General features: G+C 58.9%; 20 protein-coding genes. 12 read left to right on the top strand and 8 right to left on the bottom strand.

Annotated elements, in window-relative coordinates; genetic code table 11:
• Nucleotides 1-44: 44 nt before the first annotated feature.
• From thrS to RRH01S_RS03760, 4 genes are all read right to left on the bottom strand, one after another.
• The gene (thrS, locus tag RRH01S_RS03775; RefSeq protein WP_042469980.1) at nt 45-2,033 is read right to left on the bottom strand and encodes a threonine--tRNA ligase; all 1,989 of its coding nucleotides are present in this window, start codon (nt 2,031-2,033) and stop codon (nt 45-47) included.
• A gap of 123 nt (nt 2,034-2,156) precedes the next feature.
• The gene (locus tag RRH01S_RS03770; protein WP_012651509.1) at nt 2,157-2,687 is read right to left on the bottom strand and encodes a DUF1697 domain-containing protein; all 531 of its coding nucleotides are present in this window, start codon (nt 2,685-2,687) and stop codon (nt 2,157-2,159) included.
• 5 nt (nt 2,688-2,692) lie between these two features.
• A complete protein-coding gene (gene yidD, locus RRH01S_RS03765; RefSeq protein ID WP_012651510.1) occupies nt 2,693-3,121 on the bottom strand; it encodes a membrane protein insertion efficiency factor YidD in 429 nt (142 codons plus the stop codon).
• Between the two features lie 12 nt (nt 3,122-3,133).
• A complete protein-coding gene (locus RRH01S_RS03760) occupies nt 3,134-3,592 on the bottom strand; it encodes an iron-sulfur cluster assembly scaffold protein (protein ID WP_034519355.1) in 459 nt (152 codons plus the stop codon).
• 293 nt (nt 3,593-3,885) lie between these two features.
• Here RRH01S_RS03760 and folE point away from each other — a divergent pair, with 293 nt between their 5' ends.
• From folE to RRH01S_RS03745, 3 genes are all read left to right on the top strand, one after another.
• Nucleotides 3,886-4,509, top strand: a complete 624-nt coding sequence (gene folE, locus RRH01S_RS03755) for a GTP cyclohydrolase I FolE (RefSeq protein ID WP_012651511.1) — start codon at nt 3,886-3,888, stop codon at nt 4,507-4,509.
• Nucleotides 4,510-4,534: 25 nt separating this feature from the next.
• On the top strand, nt 4,535-4,984 hold the full coding sequence (hisI, locus tag RRH01S_RS03750) for a phosphoribosyl-AMP cyclohydrolase (protein WP_012651512.1): 450 nt from the start codon (nt 4,535-4,537) through the stop codon (nt 4,982-4,984).
• A 90-nt stretch (nt 4,985-5,074) separates the two neighbouring features.
• Nucleotides 5,075-6,040: a patatin-like phospholipase family protein gene (locus tag RRH01S_RS03745; RefSeq protein WP_007696147.1), complete on the top strand. Its 966-nt coding sequence runs from the start codon at nt 5,075-5,077 to the stop codon at nt 6,038-6,040.
• A 176-nt stretch (nt 6,041-6,216) separates the two neighbouring features.
• Here the strand turns inward: RRH01S_RS03745 and RRH01S_RS03740 are convergent, their stop codons facing one another.
• On the bottom strand, nt 6,217-6,651 hold the full coding sequence (locus RRH01S_RS03740; RefSeq protein ID WP_012651513.1) for a CBS domain-containing protein: 435 nt from the start codon (nt 6,649-6,651) through the stop codon (nt 6,217-6,219).
• 167 nt (nt 6,652-6,818) lie between these two features.
• Nucleotides 6,819-7,589, bottom strand: coding sequence for a rhomboid family intramembrane serine protease (locus RRH01S_RS03735; protein ID WP_042469977.1), 771 nt, complete (start codon nt 7,587-7,589; stop codon nt 6,819-6,821).
• Between the two features lie 309 nt (nt 7,590-7,898).
• Here RRH01S_RS03735 and RRH01S_RS03730 point away from each other — a divergent pair, with 309 nt between their 5' ends.
• From RRH01S_RS03730 to RRH01S_RS03700, 7 genes are all read left to right on the top strand, one after another.
• Complete coding sequence (locus RRH01S_RS03730) at nt 7,899-8,528, top strand: PAS domain-containing protein (RefSeq protein WP_042469975.1); 630 nt, start codon at nt 7,899-7,901, stop codon at nt 8,526-8,528.
• Between the two features lie 118 nt (nt 8,529-8,646).
• The gene (locus RRH01S_RS03725; protein ID WP_007696155.1) at nt 8,647-9,276 is read left to right on the top strand and encodes a PilZ domain-containing protein; all 630 of its coding nucleotides are present in this window, start codon (nt 8,647-8,649) and stop codon (nt 9,274-9,276) included.
• A gap of 71 nt (nt 9,277-9,347) precedes the next feature.
• Nucleotides 9,348-10,310 carry a prolyl aminopeptidase gene (gene pip, locus RRH01S_RS03720; RefSeq protein WP_042469973.1) on the top strand — a complete coding sequence of 321 codons (963 nt, stop codon included), beginning with the start codon at nt 9,348-9,350 and terminating at the stop codon, nt 10,308-10,310.
• 400 nt (nt 10,311-10,710) lie between these two features.
• Nucleotides 10,711-11,316 carry a transglutaminase-like cysteine peptidase gene (locus RRH01S_RS03715; protein WP_034518187.1) on the top strand — a complete coding sequence of 202 codons (606 nt, stop codon included), beginning with the start codon at nt 10,711-10,713 and terminating at the stop codon, nt 11,314-11,316.
• A 336-nt stretch (nt 11,317-11,652) separates the two neighbouring features.
• The gene (locus RRH01S_RS03710; protein WP_234711640.1) at nt 11,653-12,423 is read left to right on the top strand and encodes a hypothetical protein; all 771 of its coding nucleotides are present in this window, start codon (nt 11,653-11,655) and stop codon (nt 12,421-12,423) included.
• A gap of 117 nt (nt 12,424-12,540) precedes the next feature.
• Nucleotides 12,541-14,064 (top strand): serine hydrolase, encoded by a 1,524-nt coding sequence (locus RRH01S_RS03705; protein ID WP_080705408.1) that lies wholly within the window; start codon nt 12,541-12,543, stop codon nt 14,062-14,064.
• A 129-nt stretch (nt 14,065-14,193) separates the two neighbouring features.
• Nucleotides 14,194-14,469 carry a hypothetical protein gene (locus tag RRH01S_RS03700; protein ID WP_012651520.1) on the top strand — a complete coding sequence of 92 codons (276 nt, stop codon included), beginning with the start codon at nt 14,194-14,196 and terminating at the stop codon, nt 14,467-14,469.
• Nucleotides 14,470-14,478: 9 nt separating this feature from the next.
• Here RRH01S_RS03700 and RRH01S_RS03695 read toward each other — a convergent pair whose 3' ends face one another.
• Complete coding sequence (locus RRH01S_RS03695) at nt 14,479-14,913, bottom strand: DUF1489 family protein (protein WP_007696164.1); 435 nt, start codon at nt 14,911-14,913, stop codon at nt 14,479-14,481.
• Nucleotides 14,914-15,062: 149 nt separating this feature from the next.
• On the opposite strand from RRH01S_RS03695, the gene RRH01S_RS03690 reads away from it, so the two are divergent.
• The gene (locus RRH01S_RS03690) at nt 15,063-15,536 is read left to right on the top strand and encodes a hypothetical protein (RefSeq protein WP_042470035.1); all 474 of its coding nucleotides are present in this window, start codon (nt 15,063-15,065) and stop codon (nt 15,534-15,536) included.
• 113 nt (nt 15,537-15,649) lie between these two features.
• Here the strand turns inward: RRH01S_RS03690 and RRH01S_RS03685 are convergent, their stop codons facing one another.
• Nucleotides 15,650-17,056 carry an L-serine ammonia-lyase gene (locus tag RRH01S_RS03685; protein ID WP_034518186.1) on the bottom strand — a complete coding sequence of 469 codons (1,407 nt, stop codon included), beginning with the start codon at nt 17,054-17,056 and terminating at the stop codon, nt 15,650-15,652.
• Nucleotides 17,057-17,255: 199 nt separating this feature from the next.
• On the opposite strand from RRH01S_RS03685, the gene RRH01S_RS03680 reads away from it, so the two are divergent.
• Nucleotides 17,256-17,948 carry a DUF599 domain-containing protein gene (locus RRH01S_RS03680; protein ID WP_007696172.1) on the top strand — a complete coding sequence of 231 codons (693 nt, stop codon included), beginning with the start codon at nt 17,256-17,258 and terminating at the stop codon, nt 17,946-17,948.
• Nucleotides 17,949-18,016: the final 68 nt, after the last annotated feature.

Raw genomic sequence — 18,016 nt, 5'->3', positions numbered from 1 at the left:
ATCTGACGGCGCACTGAAGGCGCCGTCAGACGACATCTGTTATCTCAAGCGAGCTTGGCCCGCTTGGCTTCGCGCTTGCGCAGAACATCCGGCGGAGTGGCTTCGAGCGAGAGCGAAGCGATCGCCTCGTCGAGCGACATTGCCGTCTGTGCCTGGCTGCCGAGACGACGGATATTGACCGAGCGCTCCTCGGCCTCCTTCTTGCCGCAGACGATGATCACCGGAACCTTCGTTACCGAATGCTCGCGGATCTTGTAGTTGATCTTCTCGTTGCGGAAGTCGGTCTCGACGGTGAGCCCGGCATCGCGTAGCGCCTCCGCTACCTCTTCGCCGTAACCATCGGCTTCCGATGTAATGGTCGCGACAACCACCTGCAGCGGCGAGACCCAGAGCGGCATGTGGCCGGCGAAGTTCTCGATCAGGATACCGAGGAAGCGCTCCATCGAACCGCAGATGGCGCGATGGATCATCACCGGCTGCGTCTTTTCGGAATGCTGGTCGATATAGAAGGCGCCAAAGCGTTCCGGCAGATTGAAATCGACCTGCGTCGTGCCGCACTGCCATTCACGGCCGATGGCATCCTTCAGCGTATATTCGAACTTCGGTCCGTAGAACGCGCCTTCGCCCGGCAGAATACCGGTCTTGATGCGGCCGCCGGACTGTGCCTCGATGGTTTTCAGGACCTCCATCATCACGCTTTCAGCGCGATCCCAGAGCGCATCGTCGCCGACGCGCTTTTCAGGACGGGTCGAAAGCTTGACGACGACTTCCTCGAAACCGAAGTCTTCATAGACTGAGAGGATCAGGTCGTTGATCTTCAGGCATTCGGCCGCCATCTGCTCGTCGGTGCAGAAGATATGCGCGTCGTCCTGCGTAAAGCCGCGCACGCGCATCAGACCGTGAAGCGCGCCCGAGGGTTCATAACGATGCACATTGCCGAATTCCGCAAGGCGGATCGGCAGTTCGCGGTAAGACTTCAAGCCATGCTTGAAGATCTGGATGTGGCCGGGGCAGTTCATCGGCTTCAGCGCGAAGACGCGATCGTCGTCGGTGTCATCGCCGGCAACCGTCACCTTGAACATGTTGTCGCGATACCAGCCCCAGTGACCGGAGGTTTCCCAGAGCGACTTGTCGAGCACCTGCGGCGCGTTGACTTCCTGGTAGTCGCCCTCCAGACGGCGGCGCATGTAGGAGACCAGCGTCTGGAAAATGCGCCAGCCCTTGCCATGCCAGAAGACGACGCCCGGACCCTCTTCCTGGAAATGGAACAGGTCCATTTCGCGGCCGAGACGGCGGTGATCGCGCTTCTCAGCCTCGGCGAGGATATGCAGATAGTTGTCGAGATCGGCCTGCTCGGCAAAGGCCGTGCCATAGATGCGGGTCAGCATCGGATTGTTGCTGTCGCCACGCCAATAGGCACCGGCCACCTTCATCAGCTTGAAGGCCGTGCCGATCTGGCCGGTGGAGGCCATATGTGGCCCACGGCAAAGGTCGAACCAGTCGCCCTGATAATAGATCTTCAGATCCTGTCCCTCAGGAATGGCGTCGACAAGCTCGACCTTGTAGCGCTCGCCCTTTTCGGCAAAAACCTGTTTCGCCTTTTCGCGCGACCAGATCTGCCTGGTGAAGGGCTTATTGCGCTGGATGATCTCGCGCATCTTCTTCTCGATGACCGGCAGGTCGTCGGGCGTGAAGGGCTCGTTCTTGGCAAAGTCGTAGTAGAAGCCGTTTTCGATCACCGGGCCGATGGTTACCTGCGTGCCGGGCCAAAGCTCCTGCACGGCTTCCGCCATCACATGCGCCGCGTCATGCCGGATCAGTTCCAGCGCGCGGTCGTCGTTGCGGGTGATGATCTCGATCTTGCCGTCGGCTACCGGCTCGGAAAGGTCGCGCACGGTGCCGTCAATCGCAATGGCGACGGCCTTCTTGGCAAGCGACTTCGAAATGGATTCGGCGACATCCCGGCCGGTTGCGCCAGCATCGTAGCTGCGCACGGAACCATCGGGAAATGTCAGGGAAACGGATTGGGACATCGAAATTCTCCTTGTCCAGTCCCGCCAACGAATGCGGGTGGTTTCAACAGATGCGGTCAATCAATGTTGTTGAACGCGGTCGCCTGATAGCGATATTTCGCCGTTTAGTAAAGGAAAAGAGGCTTACGAGCCGATCATCCGGGCCACTCCGCGTACCGTATTCCAGTTGCGCAATGTGCCAACGCCGAGGCGTTTGGTGGTGAGGGAGGACAGCAGGCGCGTTTCGCTCGCTTTGCCGCCGAAATCGATCCATAGATCGCCGTCGACCACGGCCAGTCGCTCCGGGTCGCTTCTGCGCTTTTCCAATATTTCGATCACCGACGGATCGAGCGGTTTGCGCATGACGCGGACAGCCACCTCGCTGCCCTCGCCATCTGCGAACGGACTGCCGGCGACAAGCTTCATCCATGTCGCAGCATCGCGGGCGATGATGTCGACGCGCTTGCCGAAAGTCTTCGCAAAGCCTGCTTCGAGTTGAGTTTCGATTGCTGCAATCGGTTGCTCGCCAGCCTCGAAGATCAGATTGCCGGTCGCGACCAGTGTTTTGACGTTGGTGAATCCGAGATCCTCTGCCATCTCCCGCAGATCGCTCATGACCACGCGACGGCCGGCTGTTAGGACAATGCTGTGAAGCAGTGCGACATACGTCGTCATGCCACTCAGGCTGCCTTTCGGCCGATGACAAAATACCGCCAGGGTGTCCACCAATGATAGCGGTTTTCCAGAGCCTCCGGCACGGGGTCCAGCCCGCTGGTGCCGCCGGGTCCGCATCGCGCCACCCGAAACAGCGTCATCCAGCCACCGGCCCACAGGCCATGACGAGCGACGGATTCATAGCCATATTCCGAGCACGTCGGAATATGGCGGCAGGAATTGCCGATGAAGCTGGAAAGGGTCAGTTGATAGAGGCGGATAAGGCCCATGCCAAAGAGCCGATCGGGTGTCTTGCGGAAGGGGCCGGAATAGTTGCGGGAATGCAGGGGTTTAGCATTGTCGCGAGATGCTGTCTCGCCGCGCCTCAAGCCGCTGGAGCCTGCAGCGGCGCCTCCCTCATCATCGTCTTCTTGAATGGAACAGAGATAGCACATGGCTCGCCGTCTTTATGAAACGGCTGCGGCAGTCGCATGATTTCCGCGCGCCGCCTCGACCTGCCCGATCGCATCCACCACCGCATCGAATGTCAGCATTGTCGATGCGTGGCGCGCCTTGTAATCCTTGACCGGCTTCAGATAACGCATGTCTTCGAAACGGCCCGATGGCCCCTCGCCGTCAGCCTTGAGCATTGCAAGCATATCTTCGCGGGCCTTGCGCAATTCCTCGGCGGTCGCACCTACTATGTGGCGGGCCATGACCGAAGAAGATGCCTGACCGAGCGCACAGGCCTTGACGTCGTGCGCAAAATCGGTAACGACACCGTCGTCCATTTTCAGCCAGATCTTGACGCGGGAGCCGCATAGTCTGGAATGGGCCTGAGCGCTTGCATCGGCGTCTGAAAGGCTGCCAATGCGTTCGATATTGCCGGCGAATTCCAGGATCTTGCTGTTATAGATCTCGTCCATCATCGATTTCGCTCCGATGTACCTGTCTTGTGTTTCGAAACAAAAAACACACTGTATCTCGTTCGGACACTTTCACAGGGACAATGCCATACTATATGTATGTCGTTCGAAGACCACAAAATTGCAATGGTCTTCTGTAAGTTTGATGGGAAACCGTGCAGGACGGCAGGCTTGTCCGCCAGCCAGAACGCCCCGGAGCCCGCCAAAGGTGCACATTTTCCCATGTCATGGGGAATACCAGTGGCGAGTCCGACAAAACAAGATCCGCGGTGCGGATCAGGAGACCACAGGTAATGGACGCCATTGTAAAGAACTTTCCGCAAGCCGTTGAATCCGATCGTATATTGGACCGCCCTTCGCAGAAGGAAGCCGAAGACGCTGTCCGCGTTCTGCTTCGCTGGGCAGGCGATGATCCGCAGCGCGAAGGCCTGCTCGATACGCCGGAACGTGTCGCCAAGGCCTATCGTGAGCTTTTCGCCGGCTATGATATGAGCCCGGAGGATGTGCTAGGTCGCACCTTCGAGGAGGTTTCCGGCTATGACGACATGGTCCTCGTGCGCGACATTCCATTTTTCTCGCATTGCGAACACCATATGGTGCCGATCATCGGCAAGGCGCATGTCGCCTATCTGCCGAATGGCCGCGTCCTCGGCCTGTCGAAGATCGCTCGCACCGTTGAAATCTTCGGCCGCCGCCTGCAGACGCAGGAGGCCATGACCGCCCAGATCGCCAACGCCATTGACGACTCGCTGCGTCCGCGCGGCGTCGCCGTCATGATCGAAGCCGAGCATATGTGCATGGCGATGCGCGGTGTACAGAAGCAAGGCTCGTCGACGTTGACGACGACTTTCACGGGCGCCTTCAAGGCCGATCCGGCCGAGCAGGTCCGCTTCATGACGATGGTCCGGAGCCGTTGATAGGGCTCCAGGGAAAGAGCCTGAGATGAATTTGGTATTCAATGCCCCTTCCACGGACAAATCCGAGCTTGAGGATGCGGGTGATTTCACGCCTCGTTTCGACGATCGCGGCCTGATCACCGCGATCGTAACCGATGCCCATGACGGCGAGTTGTTGATGGTCGCGCATATGAATGCCGAGGCGCTGGCGCTGACGATCAAGACTAAGACGGCGCACTACTACAGCCGTTCGCGCGGCAAGCTCTGGAAGAAGGGCGAAACCTCCGGAAACCTGCAAACGGTGACGGAGATACGCACCGATTGCGACCAGGATGCCATCTGGCTGAAAGTTGTAGTCGCAGGTCACGATGCAACGTGCCATACTGGTCGCCGTTCCTGTTTCTACCGCACGGTGGAGCTCGAGGATGGAAAGCCTGTGCTGAACGTGGTCGACGATCACTTGCATTTCGATCCCAGCGAAATCTACCGAAAGTAGATGGGGCGATAGCCAAATATACGATTTGGAAACAAAAAAGGGACAGTATTTTAGCAAGGGGCACATAAAGGCCTCGGAGGAAGATATGTCATGCTGAATTGGGGGTTGAATCGTCAGGGCGCCGGACAGACTTCGGCAAGTTCAGATCCGACGACTTCGCACGACATCCTCGCTCCCCCGATTGCTCCTGCTCCCCCAAAGAAAGTGAAGATTGCGCTGGCACTCGGCGGAGGTGCAGCTCGCGGCTGGGCTCATATCGGCGTGCTGCGTGCTCTGGACGAAGCGGGTATCGAGGTCGGCATGGTTGCCGGCACCTCCATCGGGGCTCTGGTTGGCGGCTGTTATCTTGCCGGCAAGCTCGACGAGCTGGAGGCTTTTTCCCGCTCCTTGACCATGCGCCGCATCGCCAGCCTGCTCGATCTCACCATAGGCGGCAGCGGCCTGTTTGGCGGTATGCGGCTCACCAAGCGCATGCAGGAACACCTCGAAGGCCTGTCGATCGAGGATCTCGATCGCACATTCGTCGCCGTCGCCTCGGAATTGAACACCGGTCACGAGGTCTGGATCGCCAATGGCTCCCTGATCACGGCGCTGCGGGCGTCCTATGCCCTGCCCGGCATTTTCGAGCCGGTTCGCACCAACAGCCGAACGCTGGTTGACGGCGCTCTGGTCAATCCCGTGCCCGTTTCCGTCTGCCGCGCCTACGAGCAGCCGCTCGTGGTTGCCGTCAACCTGAACTACGATCTTTATGGACGCTCGGCCGTCGTCAAGCACAATGCCGGGCCGCCGACCAGCGACCAGCAACGCCGCGACGAGGCACCCTATACCAAGCTCGGCATGACCGGCGTGATGGTGCAGGCCTTCAACATCATCCAGGATCGGATCTCACGCGCCCGCCTTGCCGGCGATCCGCCGGATCTATCGCTGCACCCGCGCCTCAGCGATATCGGTCTCTCGGAGTTTCATCGCGCTGGCGAGGCAATCGAACGCGGCTATGAGGAAACATTGGCTCGCCTCACCGAAATCCGGCGCATGCAGGAAGCCTATGCGCGCTAGGGCCTCGATAAACGTGAAAATCTGAAAAGGCAGCTAGCCACAACCCCATCTCGCTTACTAAGGGCGGGATGGGGTTTGCATGTGATGCACCATCCGGCCCTTCGCTTTAGGCTCAGGGCGTTCGTCGCTGCAATCGACTCACTGGATCGATTGCTCGGGCTCTGCCCGACCGGTCCTCACCCAGCAATATAAGCCTTGATCTGCTCGGCCTCGAGTTCGATTTCGCGGATGCGCCATTTGACGACGTCGCCGATCGAGATGATGCCGGAGAGCTTGCCTTTGTCTTCAACGGGAACATGACGGAAGCGGCGCAGGGTCATCACTTCCATCAATTCATCGGTGGTGGTCTCTTCCTTGCAGCGATGCACCTTCGCCGTCATCAGCGAGGCGATCGGCTGGTCGAGACATTCGCCACCGTGCTTGGCCACAGCGTTGACCACATCGCGCTCGGTGAATATGCCGGAAATCTTGCCTGCCATGCCGACAACGACGATCGCGCCGATGCGGTTCTCGTTGAGCATTCTGGCGGCTTCCGCAACGGTCGTATTACCCCCGGTGGTAACGACATTGCGGCCTTTGGTATCAAGTATGGCTTTTACGGAAACTGACATTCGATTCTCCCATCTCGAAAGCACAGTGAACATGCGAGCCTCGGATTTGTTCCGAAACCACCCCAAGGTTTCGGACCGCTGCTCCCGTCATCGGCCGCGTTGGTCTCCTCCCACGCGCATCCGATAGAGATGAATGTTGCGCCTGTGGAGCCAAGAAAGCAACAGCTTCATTCCGTTGATGCAGCTGGATTTTCGACTTCAACGCGAGGCTGCCGGTCGAACAGCGAAAACAGCAGGAAACCGAAGAGAAAGCCGCCGATATGCGCGTCCCAGGCGACGGGTTGCGAGCTGTCGCCAACGAGTGTGATGCCGAAAGCGACCAGCGCATTGCCGGCGATCCACATGAGGATATAGACGACGACCGTCCGGCTGCGCAGCGAGGCGAGGATCGACAGCCGCGGGTTGAGGTGGGCTTGCCGTATGCCGGTGCGGCGGCCGTCCATGGCCGGAAAGGCAAAGCGGCATGCCGCACCCATCAACCCTGAAACGACGCCGGATGCGCCGATCAACAGGGTCTGGTCACCCCAATAGATGGCCGCGTGCAGGAATGCGGAGGCGGCCGCCGAAAAAATCCAGAACATCACATAGCGCACGACGCCAATCCGGCGCGCGACGGGCGCAGCAAAGACCATCAGCCACAGCCCGTTGAAAACGATATGCTCGATCCCGCCATGCAGAAGCGAATAGGTAACCGGCGTCCATAGCCACTCCAGCCCCTGCTGCGACAGCGGGAAAGCATAGCGCGCGGGAATGAAGCTGAAGGTGAAATAGAGCCAGTTCAGCGTATCGTCCGACCACCAGGGCAGGTTCTGAACAGCGAAGACTACGGCCAGCAGTACCAGGCTTGCAAGGATGACGGGTGGCAGGTTGAAAACCGGAACGCGCTCCGGCGGCCGCGGGGATTCTGGCTGTTGGCGCGGCGGCTCTGCATTATCCATGTCTTGCTCTGAGATCCTCAAAAAGGGACTCGAGACATACAGCAGCGACCGTCAAAAAAAAAGCCGCCCAACTGAGGTGGACGGCTTGCTCGGGCGTTCACAGCGATGGCTTGCATCCTACGCCCGAAAGACTTTGTGCTGAAGGTCACCTCGTGAAGTGATGGGATATTTCTCCCATTCAGGCTCGCGAAAGGCAAACGATACCCTTTGTTAACCCTAACGGCTCGGCGTTGGCATGAAATAAGCAAGGCAAGGTGCAAGGGCGATGAGCGCCCCGGTATTTGAACTGAAATGGGACACCGACGCGTCATGCGCCAGAAGACGAGCATCGAGATATTTACCTATTGGGAGCAATTGCGCGGCAACGCGGATGCCCCCTTGCGCAATTTGATACAGCCCTCGGCGGTTCGCCATATCCTGCCGGAGCTCTTCATTCTCGAACTCTTGCCGAATGATACACCACGTTTCCGGCTGGCCGGGACGGCGATTTGCAGTCTCATGGGGCGCGAAATTCGTGGTGAGAGCTTTGCCGCACTTTGGGCGGGCAGCCAGATCGACGACCCAATGCGTATTGCGACGGGCGTTATGACGCATGTGGTTCCCGCCTTGATCAATGCGACCGGCTACAGCATCAGCGGCCGCCATATGGCCTTTGAAATGGTGCTGATGCCGCTGCGTTCGTCGGGCGATGTCTGCGATCGTTTGCTCGGCTGTCTAACGCCGGTGGCCCATACGGCATGGCTCGGCAGCGAGCGTCTGGAGTTCCTGGCGCTTGACCGCAGCCGCCTGCTTTACGACCGCCCTGCCCGCGCCGCCGAACAGCCATCGCATCCGCAACCCACCGATCCGATCGCCCCTCGGGATGGCGCTCGGTTTGGTGGATTAATGCGCCGGGTACTGAACCTGAAAACGGGCATGCACGATTCGCGCGCCGGATGACCCATCGCGGCACAAATTCATCCGTCACTTCTCAGTCATTCCTCGGCAAAGACAACCTTACCTTAAGAAAGTTCGGCTAAAGATTGTAATAAACATAATCGGTTGAAGAAGCCCTTTCATGCATTCATTCCAGCCAGCTCAGACGACGCGGCCCAACCAGATGGTAGGAGGTGCGCCCCGCAATGATCAGCGGACCTTTCAGCGGGTTCCGATCAATATGCAGGGCCGTCTGATGCTGGCCAGTTATGAAGAGTATGAGTGCCTGGTCACAGAGATGTCGCCCGGCGACATGTATGTCACCTGCCTGGGACGTCCGCGCGCCAATGAGCGCATCGTGGCCTATATCGATCATCTTGGCCGGGTCGAGGGCAATGTGGTCGCCGTCGATGGTCGTGGCTTCAGCATGTCGATCAACGCGACCGACCGCAAGCGCGAGAAGCTTGCCGCCCAGCTTACCTGGCTTGCCAACAAGCATGAGCTTGGCCTTCCGGAGGATCGCCGCCATGATCGCTTGACGCCGCGCTCCACCACCAGCGAATTGACCCTGGAAGACGGCACTCTCTATGTCTGCCGCATCATGGATCTGTCGCTGTCGGGTGCGGCCGTTGACGTCGAGGCTCGCCCACCGATCGGAACGCCTGTTCGTCTCGGCAATATGCGTGGCCGCGTCGTGCGTCACTTCATGGAAGGCGTCGCAATCGAGTTTCTCTCGCTGCAATCGCGCGAGACCTTGCGCGAATTCCTCTGATCCCGTCATTCTGACGTCACGTTCTCTCTAGAGACAGAGGCGCTTCACCTCCTCTATCCGCGTGGCCGCCGATGAAGACGCTTTATCCGGAAATCGAGCCCTACGATCAGGGCATGCTCGGTGTTGGCGACGCCAACAGCATTTACTGGATGCAGTCGGGCAATCCGAACGGCGTTCCCGTTGTCATCCTGCATGGTGGTCCCGGATCCGGCAGTTCCGCCGGCGCCCGCCGCTTCTTCGATCCGCAACATTATCGCATTATCCAGTTCGACCAGCGCGGCTGTGGCAACAGTCTGCCGCACGCGTCAGAGCCGGAGAGCGATCTTTCTGCCAATATCACATGGCACCTGGTTGCCGATATCGAGCGGCTAAGGCTCTTTCTCGGCATCGAGCGTTGGTTGGTCTACGGCAATTCCTGGGGATGTACCCTGGCTTTGGTCTATGCTCAGGCACATCCGGAGCACGTCGTAGCCCTTATCGTTGCTGGCGTGACCACGACCCGACAATCCGAGATCGATTGGCTTTACAAAGGGCTTGCTCGTTTCTTTCCCGAGGAATGGGAGCGATTTCGCGCAGGTGTTCCAGAGAGCCAGCGCGATGGCGATCTCGTCGCGGCTTATTATCAACTGCTCCGCGACCCAGATCCTGCCGTCCATCTCAAGGCCGCCAGGGACTGGCACGAATGGGAATCGGCCAATATTCTGGTCGATCCACGGGCGACGCTTTCAGACCGCTGGGCTGATTCACGCTATGTCATCGCAAGAGCCCGTATCATCACCCACTACTTCCACCATCGCGGTTGGATGGAAGACGAACAGATATTGCGGAATGTCCATCGGCTTGCCGGCATCCCTTGTACGATGATCCAGGGCCGCCTCGATCTGGAGGGACCCGTCGTCACCGCATGGGAATTGTCGCGGGCCTGGCCCACGGCACGTCTGGTGGTCGTGCCCAACGCGGCTCATTCGCCAGAGACGTCCGAGATGGCGGCAGCCATTGTCGAGGCGACGGATGCATTTCGCGCACTCGCCTGAGGGCAGTAAAAAAATCAAAAATATTTTTCTGCGCACCGTCCCGAAATGGCACAATACGAGGAAATTCCGGGCATTCGGATGGCCTCTGCTATGTGCGGAGACAGGGCGTCGGCCCTGCTATATTAACGCCTCGGGTGAACAAGCTGTTCGGCTAATTTTAGCACTTAAAAAGAAAGTCATTCAAAAACAATTGGATATGAGAATTCCAATCACGGCGGCAAACGCGGGAGGATTTTGGAATTCCGATGGAAATCACTTCAAATTTGATTCAAATTTTATTCTCATTTTACGACAATTCGACGCGTGTTTGAATAAACTAAGTACTTAATTTGACTACGTAATTTTGCGTGGGGTAAAAGCCTGCATGTCATTCTGGTCCCAATAAAAAAGGGACACGGACATGAGCTTTCAATTTCTTCTTCGCGGATATGCCGCAGTAGCTCTCTTCACCTTCGGCTGTCTCGGCCTCGCCCATGCGGCGCCTGCCAATATGACGATCACCGGCGATGCTGCGCCGCCGATCGGCCATTACCAGTTCTGCAGGGAAAATCCGACTGAATGCTCCTATGCCGGCGGCGATGCCGGTCCAGCCATCCTTACCGAGGATCGCTGGAAGACGATCGTGAAGATCAACTATGCGGTCAACACGACAATCCGGCCGATGACGGACATGGACCTCTATGGCGTCGAGGAAAAATGGGCGATCCCGACCACAGCGGGCGATTGCGAGGATTTCGCGCTCCTGAAGCGCAAAGACCTGATCGACGCTGGCTTTTCCCCTTCCGACCTGCTGATGACCGTCGTGCTGCAGCCGAATGGTGAAGGTCATGCCGTCCTGACGGTACGCACCGATCGCGGCGACTTCGTCCTCGACAATATGCGCAACAAGGTGAAGCTCTGGTCGGAGACCGAATACACCTTCCTGAAGCGTCAGTCCGCCGATGATCCGGCTCGTTGGGTTAAGATACAAGATGGTCGCGCGGTCGCTGTCGGCAGCTTGAAGTAAGTCATTCTCCTCCTTGCGACCGCCGGCGGCCTAGCGTTGGCGGCGTGAGTAAGGGCCCGGTCCGTCCCCAGATTTCTGTTCCGACCGGCGCCTCGGAGCCGTTCCCACTGTCCCGGGAACGGCTCTTTTCGTTTCCGGGCACATCACATCGAAAAATCATCCAGACAATCGCGAGAGCATATCCGCGATTAAATATGCAAGCTGACACACTATTAATCACTCATTAACCATGAAGGCGGCAATCATTCCACATCGGGACTCATCAGGGGTCTCTTGCCGCAGCGGATATGTCACCGACGATGATGACCGATGCGGGTTGGAACCGAAGGCAAGAGCATGGCCCCTCCTCTGTCGTCCACCTCCATGATCGACGAACAGCCGCTGATTTCGAGCGGCCTGGTTTATCGTCTGACCGCCGGTGTTGCCGTGCTCGCAGCACTGACCGTGGCAATCACCATCGGAGGCCGCTGGCTCGGCGAGAAGATTTCGCTTGCGGGCCACACCGACAGCATCAGGCCGATCACCGTGACGATCGGCGAAGACACGTTGCGCCTTGGTGCCAATACGATCCGCTTTCCGAGCGAACGCGCAAACGGCATCGCCGAACGCGTCGATCTCTATATGACCTGGCCGCAGATGCAGGGCTACAGTGATGTCGACCGGCTGCGTTTCGACGATACTTCCCAATCCTCCTCGTTGATCTTCCTCCAGATCAGCCAGAGCACCATGTCGCGCGACATGTCGGGCCGGCTGGAGCCGATCTATTCGCATTTGATGGAGGGGCAGGCCTTTGCCGGTCCGCATGGCCTGACAGCGCATCCGCTCCGCGCCGATGCCGGCTATAGCGGCGAAGTGCTTCTGACCGCGCCACGCGCCGGCGAGCCTGATTATGTTGTTCGCTGCATCCTGCCCGCCTCGCCTGACCTTGCGACCAGCGGCGACTGCCAGAGAGACGTTAAGGTCGGCAAGGATCTGAGCGTCCTCTACCGCTTTTCCGCCAATCAGCTTGCCGACTGGCAGGCAATGGATGCGGTCGTCCAGGGCTTTGTCAAATCCCACCTCATCGACGCACCAGACGCCGGCGGTATTTCCGCGAGCGACGGCTAAAATGGTGCCAAAATTTGAAACCAACTGTTCATCATAAACCGATTGGTAACGCTAAGCCCCTACGTTGGAACCCAACGGACGTTCATGGAGGCGGCGGCCGGATAATCGAGACCGTAAATGCAAGCAGAGAGTGAAGTAGTGTCCAGATCAAAATTTTCCGCATCCTCATCGCACTCCGGCAAGTTTCTGGCGAAGATGCTGTTTGGTCTCGCAGTTTCGACGGCGACGATAACCATGACCGTTGATGCGTCGTACGCAGCCGGTGGCTCGAAATATGCGGGCATCGTCATCGATGCGAATACCGGCAATGTTCTCTACAGCGAGAATGCCGACACACTTCACTACCCCGCATCGCTGACCAAGATGATGACGGTATACCTGACCTTCGAGGCGCTCGAATCCGGTCGGATCACTCTCGATACGCCGGTGGTCTTTTCGAAGAATGCGGCCATGCAGGCGCCGACGAAGCTTGGCATCGGCACCGGCCGGTCGGTTACCGTTCGCGAAGCAATCCTCGGCATTGTTACCAAGTCGGCCAACGATGCGGCCATGGCGCTCGGCGAAATGCTCGGCGGCTCGGAAGACAATTTCGCCCGCATGATGAATGACAAGGCACGCATGCTCGGCATGACGCGCACGACCTATCGCAACCCGAACGGCCTGCCGAACACCGCGCAGATGACCACGGCGCGCGATCAGGCCCGCCTCGGCATCGCCCTGCGCGAGCACTTTCCGCAATATTACGGCCTCTTCTCCACGACGAGTTTTCGTCTCGGCAACAGAGTAATCCCCGGACACAACCACCTGCTCGGCTCGGTCCGTGGCGTCGATGGCATCAAGACCGGTTACACGCGCGCCGCCGGCTACAATCTTGCGACTTCTGTCAAAGTCGACGGTCGTTCGATCGTCGGCGTCGTGCTCGGTGGCGCTTCGACGCCGGCCCGCGACAACCAGATGCGCAAGCTGATCGCGACCTATCTGCCGGTCGCATCGACCAAGCATATTTCGTCCAACGTGGTTGCCCAGACCGTGGCGGAAACGCCAAATATCCAGGCTGCGAGCGCCCGCATGGCGGCGGCTGGCAGTGTGAAGGCGAGCAAGGTCGAAAGCGCCGAGGTAGAAGACGATCAGCAGCCATCCAGCGCCGCCGCTTTTGCCGCGGTCGCGCCGAAATCCAGCAATCCGCTGCTTGCGAGCAAGCAGAAGCACCGCGCCGCATCCGACGAAGTCGCCTCCATAGCGCCGACCGCCTCGGACGAGACCAGCGAGGATGATGTCGATACGCTGACGACCGCTTCGACTTCCAAGTCTGATACGAAGATCATCAAGCCGCAGAAGGTCGAAAAGGCCGAGAAGGCGGACAAGCCTGAAAAGCTTGCCAAGGCGAGCAAGGCTGAGAAAGGCCCGACCGGCTGGGTCGTTCAGATCGGTGTTTCCTCCAGCAAGGACGGCGCCGACGATCTGCTCGACAGAGCCAAGAGCAAGGGCGGCAAGGCATTGCGCTCGGCAAAGGCTTACGCAGTTGCCTATGACAACGGCTATCGCGCCCGCTTCGGTGGCTTTGGAGACCAGAATGCGGCGGTCAACGCCTGCAAGGCGCTCAAGAAGGCCGGCGTGAAGTGCTGGGCAAGTTTGGAATAGGAATGTGGACACGGTTTTCGTGCCGCATTGTCAATAGATTGCCGGGTTTCGCGTGGCGACGCCCGGCTTTCCGGTCCCGGATGTGTATCGGGCCGGCCCTGAGTTTGTAATGTGTTGCGGGGATATAAGATGGCGATGAACGAGAACTTTCCAGGTTTCTCGCTCGATGGCGCGGGAAAGACCAAACAGAAGGGCTTTGCCCTTCATCCGCTGCATGAAGCGGCATTGCGGCTGGCCGATCTGGGTCTCAACCGTTCGCGTTCGCGCAGTAAGACGAAAGACCTGATCGGCATCCTGCTCTGCCATGGCGCGCGCGCCTGGCGTTATTCGCAGCCGGAAGCCAATATTCGACTGCACATCACCTCGCCGAACGGCCAGGCACCGGTGCAGCTGCGGGTGCGCTGAGCGCCCGCTCTACAGCAATCCCAATTCGGAAAGCTCGCGTCTCAAATCCGCGGGCAACTCGGCAACGCCGCCGAGACTGTCGAGGTCGCGCGGCACGTCATCCTGCGGCAGGTAACGCCAACCCTGAAAAGCCCTGCGGGGCTGTCCGGCGGTTTCGACGACGCTCGGATCGAGAATCAGCCGGCAGCGATGAATGCCGTCGACATCGGTGAAGGTTTCGATACCGAGCAGCTTTTGCCGCGCCTGCACCTGCCCTTTGATCACCCAATAGAGCGAGCCGCCATCCAGCAGCTCATCCATGCGCTTCGGCACCATGCGGGTTGTATGGGTCGTATGTGGCTCCAAGCCGGCGGCAATAGCGCTCATCGCCCGTTCGGAAACCCATTCGCGCAGATCCTCAAGCGAGTCAGCGCCCACGCATAATTTGATCAGATGCAAAGCCATAACGCCGTTGAAATCCTTTTGACCGGCAGCGTCAAGCTTTTCACGTCACGTGTCCACAAACTCGATATCATTCTGTCCGGGCCGTGCATGGTGCGATTGATCGAGGAATATGATTTGGTATCCAGTTGGAGCTTATAGGGGGCGTAATCATGGTGGACCATCGAAAACAGCCGTCGAAAAGACACCGCCAGGATGCCTCGTCGAATAATGCCTTCACGCCACATGAAATTGCATCGGATACTTCATGGGTGGATCTGCCGGAAATGGAGCAACCACCCGGCAGTGCAGACGCCTATGTTCAAGCTTATCTTGCTGATCCCGACACGTATTGGTGGTCAACGAACGATTATTCGTCAAGCGAGGCGGACGTCGTCTTGAAACGGGTCCTTGCCATTATCGCGCAAGCCCGCTTGCCCGATCACAAGCAAGCACTCGGTCAATTAGGCGTCGGGCCGCTGGAGGATATGATGTCCGATGCTCTGCTTGATCTATTGGGACCTTGGATGCCGTTCACGGCGGCAATGTGCTACGCTCTTGGCTCCGTGCGGATGGAGTTCGAACCGCCCGCTTTACAACGGCGTTTAGCCACGATGATCCTGCATTCGCAGGGTAAAGACCGTTGATGCCAAAGAACTACAGGAAAAGAACTCGGTTGGGCGGTTTGAAAGCTACCCGTTAACCGGCCCTCATTGCCCACCTCACCTGTTGCGTGAAGCAATGCCTCTAATATTCTGATTCAACATTCGACGACATTCACAGCGAGACCGCCTGTCGACGTCTCCTTGTACTTCTCGCTCATGTCGTAGCCGGTCTGGCGCATGGTTTCGATACAGGCGTCAAGCGGCACGAAATGCTGGCCGTCGCCCTTGAGGGCCAATGATGCGGCGGTCACGGCCTTGACGGCGCCAAGCGCGTTGCGCTCGATGCAGGGTACTTGCACGAGGCCGGCGACAGGGTCGCAGGTCATGCCGAGATGGTGTTCGAGGGCGATTTCGGCGGCATTTTCGATCTGCTCCGGAGACGCGCCCATGACGGCGGCAAGCCCCGCAGCCGCCATTGCAGCCGCCGAACCCACCTCGCCCTGACAGCCGACTTCGGCGCCGGAGATCGAGGCATTGTGCTTGATGATGCCGCCGACGGCGGCGGCTGTCAGCAGGTAATTGCGGATGCCGTCCTGGTCCCAGTCTTCATGGAAGTGCTGGTAATAGCGGATCGTCGCCGGGATGACACCAGCGGCCCCATTGGTTGGCGCGGTGACGACGCGACCACCGGCCGCGTTCTCCTCATTGACGGCCATGGCGTAGACGCTCAGCCAGTCGTTGGCGAGCAGCGGATTGATGCGGTTGCTGCGCCATTCCTCCTGCAGCTTGTCATGGATGGAGCGGGCGCGACGGCGCACCTTCAGGCCGCCCGGCATGATGCCATCGACCTTCAAGCCGCGATCGATACAGCTGCTCATCGCCATCCAGATACGATCGAGCCCGGCATCGAGTTCATCGCTGCTCATACGCGTCTCTTCATTGGCGCGCTTCATCTGTGCTATCGAGAGACCGGAACGCTCGGCCATATCAAGCATCTGCTTGGCAGTGGAAAAGGGGAACGGAATGCGTTCGCCGGAAGACGCCTTCTTCTTGTCGGCCCGCATCTGTTCAAGCTCGGTATCGGTGACAACGAAGCCGCCGCCGACGGAGTAGTAGATGCGTTTGACAAGCAGGCGCTCGTCCTTGTCGAAGGCGGAAAAGCTCATGCCGTTGGCATGGCCCGGCAGCGGCACCTTCTTGTCGAAGATCAAGTCGGTTTTCGGCTGAAACTGGTAGGCCGGATGCCCCGGCGGCGTGATGCGGCCGCTGCGCTCGACCTCGTCGATAACGGCATCCATCCGGTCGGGATCGACCTGATCCGGGCGTTCGCCCATCAGGCCGAGAATCACCGCCCTGCCCGTGCCGTGGCCGATGCCCGTATGGGCGAGTGAGCCATGCAGGCTCACCTTGATCGAGGCGACATGCACATTCGAGGACGGCCGCGGCCACTCGCTCGACAGCACGAGGTCAAGAAACCGATTCGCGGCCGACATAGGTCCCATCGTGTGCGAACTGGACGGTCCGACGCCGATCTTGAAAACATCGAAAACTGAAAGAAACATGGACCTTTGGTGCCTCCTCGGCAAATCAAGCAATGACAAGGCTACGCTATCAGGGCAGCCCTGCACGGCGATCGACCGACATCGGATTTCATGCCTGCGACATAACATATAGGCTTGAGGCGGCGCAAACATAAGGCCATTGCGCCCGAACAGGCGTGCGTTACAGTCTGGAACAGAAAGACTGGGAGAATCTGCCTTCATGACGACCGTCGACTATGTCGCCCTCGCCCTCTTCATTTTTCTCTGGATTGCCCTGAACTGGATCACCAGCAGCGCCAGCTTCTTCAATCGCACCAGCCTGACGCTGGCGATGAACGAGCGCCGGCGCGAATGGATCCACAATTCGCTGCGGCGCGACCTGAAGATGATCGATACGCAAATCCTGGCTGGCCTGCAGAACGGCACTGGTTTCTTTGCCTCGACATCAATCTTCGCCATCGGCAGCTGCTTCGCCCTGCTCGGCGCCACCGACAAGGTCAATGCCTTCTTCGCCGACCTGCCCTTCATCCTCAATGGCGGCCGCGCCGCCTTCGAGCTCAAGGTGGCGGGGCTTGCCTGTCTGTTCGGTTACGCCTTCTTCAAGTTCGGCTGGGCCTATCGCCTGTTCAACTATTGCACCATCCTCTTCGGCGCCCTGCCGATGCGGCAGGATGCCGAGCTCGATCCCGCGCGGGCGGAGCGGGCCGCAGAGCGCGTCATCCGCATGAACATCATCGCCGCGCGCAATTTCAATGCGGGTCTGCGAACCATCTTCCTGTCGATCGGCTATCTCGGCTGGTTCCTGAGCCCTTACGTCTTCATGGTCACGACGATGTTCATCATCATCGTTCTGGTCCGCCGGCAGTTTTTTTCCGACGCCCGTCTGGCCATCATGGATATCGATGTGCCATGACATCGCCGCGTTGGCGATGATTAAGCTGGTGCCGACGATCTGAATTCATGCCTGGAAGGATCCGCCAA

The organism is Rhizobium rhizogenes NBRC 13257, from assembly GCF_000696095.1.
Taxonomy (GTDB): domain Bacteria; phylum Pseudomonadota; class Alphaproteobacteria; order Rhizobiales; family Rhizobiaceae; genus Rhizobium; species Rhizobium rhizogenes.
This window is presented reverse-complemented; position numbering and strand designations above follow the sequence as displayed.

Excerpts from the sequence above, each read along its gene's own strand:
- pip (WP_042469973.1), top strand. The coding sequence starts at position 9,348 with ATGAAGACGCTTTATCCGGAAATCGAGCCCTACGATCAGGGCATGCTC.
- RRH01S_RS03685 (WP_034518186.1), bottom strand. The coding sequence starts at position 17,056 with ATGTTTCTTTCAGTTTTCGATGTTTTCAAGATCGGCGTCGGACCGTCC.
- RRH01S_RS03705 (WP_080705408.1), top strand. The coding sequence starts at position 12,541 with ATGCAAGCAGAGAGTGAAGTAGTGTCCAGATCAAAATTTTCCGCATCC.
- yidD (WP_012651510.1), bottom strand. The coding sequence starts at position 3,121 with ATGTGCTATCTCTGTTCCATTCAAGAAGACGATGATGAGGGAGGCGCC.
- RRH01S_RS03695 (WP_007696164.1), bottom strand. The coding sequence starts at position 14,913 with ATGGCTTTGCATCTGATCAAATTATGCGTGGGCGCTGACTCGCTTGAG.
- RRH01S_RS03690 (WP_042470035.1), top strand. The coding sequence starts at position 15,063 with ATGGTGGACCATCGAAAACAGCCGTCGAAAAGACACCGCCAGGATGCC.
- RRH01S_RS03745 (WP_007696147.1), top strand. The coding sequence starts at position 5,075 with ATGCTGAATTGGGGGTTGAATCGTCAGGGCGCCGGACAGACTTCGGCA.
- RRH01S_RS03730 (WP_042469975.1), top strand. The coding sequence starts at position 7,899 with ATGCGCCAGAAGACGAGCATCGAGATATTTACCTATTGGGAGCAATTG.
- RRH01S_RS03770 (WP_012651509.1), bottom strand. The coding sequence starts at position 2,687 with ATGACGACGTATGTCGCACTGCTTCACAGCATTGTCCTAACAGCCGGC.
- RRH01S_RS03760 (WP_034519355.1), bottom strand. The coding sequence starts at position 3,592 with ATGGACGAGATCTATAACAGCAAGATCCTGGAATTCGCCGGCAATATC.
- folE (WP_012651511.1), top strand. The coding sequence starts at position 3,886 with ATGGACGCCATTGTAAAGAACTTTCCGCAAGCCGTTGAATCCGATCGT.
- RRH01S_RS03740 (WP_012651513.1), bottom strand. The coding sequence starts at position 6,651 with ATGTCAGTTTCCGTAAAAGCCATACTTGATACCAAAGGCCGCAATGTC.
- RRH01S_RS03710 (WP_234711640.1), top strand. The coding sequence starts at position 11,653 with ATGGCCCCTCCTCTGTCGTCCACCTCCATGATCGACGAACAGCCGCTG.
- RRH01S_RS03715 (WP_034518187.1), top strand. The coding sequence starts at position 10,711 with ATGAGCTTTCAATTTCTTCTTCGCGGATATGCCGCAGTAGCTCTCTTC.
- RRH01S_RS03700 (WP_012651520.1), top strand. The coding sequence starts at position 14,194 with ATGGCGATGAACGAGAACTTTCCAGGTTTCTCGCTCGATGGCGCGGGA.
- thrS (WP_042469980.1), bottom strand. The coding sequence starts at position 2,033 with ATGTCCCAATCCGTTTCCCTGACATTTCCCGATGGTTCCGTGCGCAGC.
- hisI (WP_012651512.1), top strand. The coding sequence starts at position 4,535 with ATGAATTTGGTATTCAATGCCCCTTCCACGGACAAATCCGAGCTTGAG.
- RRH01S_RS03735 (WP_042469977.1), bottom strand. The coding sequence starts at position 7,589 with ATGGATAATGCAGAGCCGCCGCGCCAACAGCCAGAATCCCCGCGGCCG.
- RRH01S_RS03680 (WP_007696172.1), top strand. The coding sequence starts at position 17,256 with ATGACGACCGTCGACTATGTCGCCCTCGCCCTCTTCATTTTTCTCTGG.
- RRH01S_RS03725 (WP_007696155.1), top strand. The coding sequence starts at position 8,647 with ATGCATTCATTCCAGCCAGCTCAGACGACGCGGCCCAACCAGATGGTA.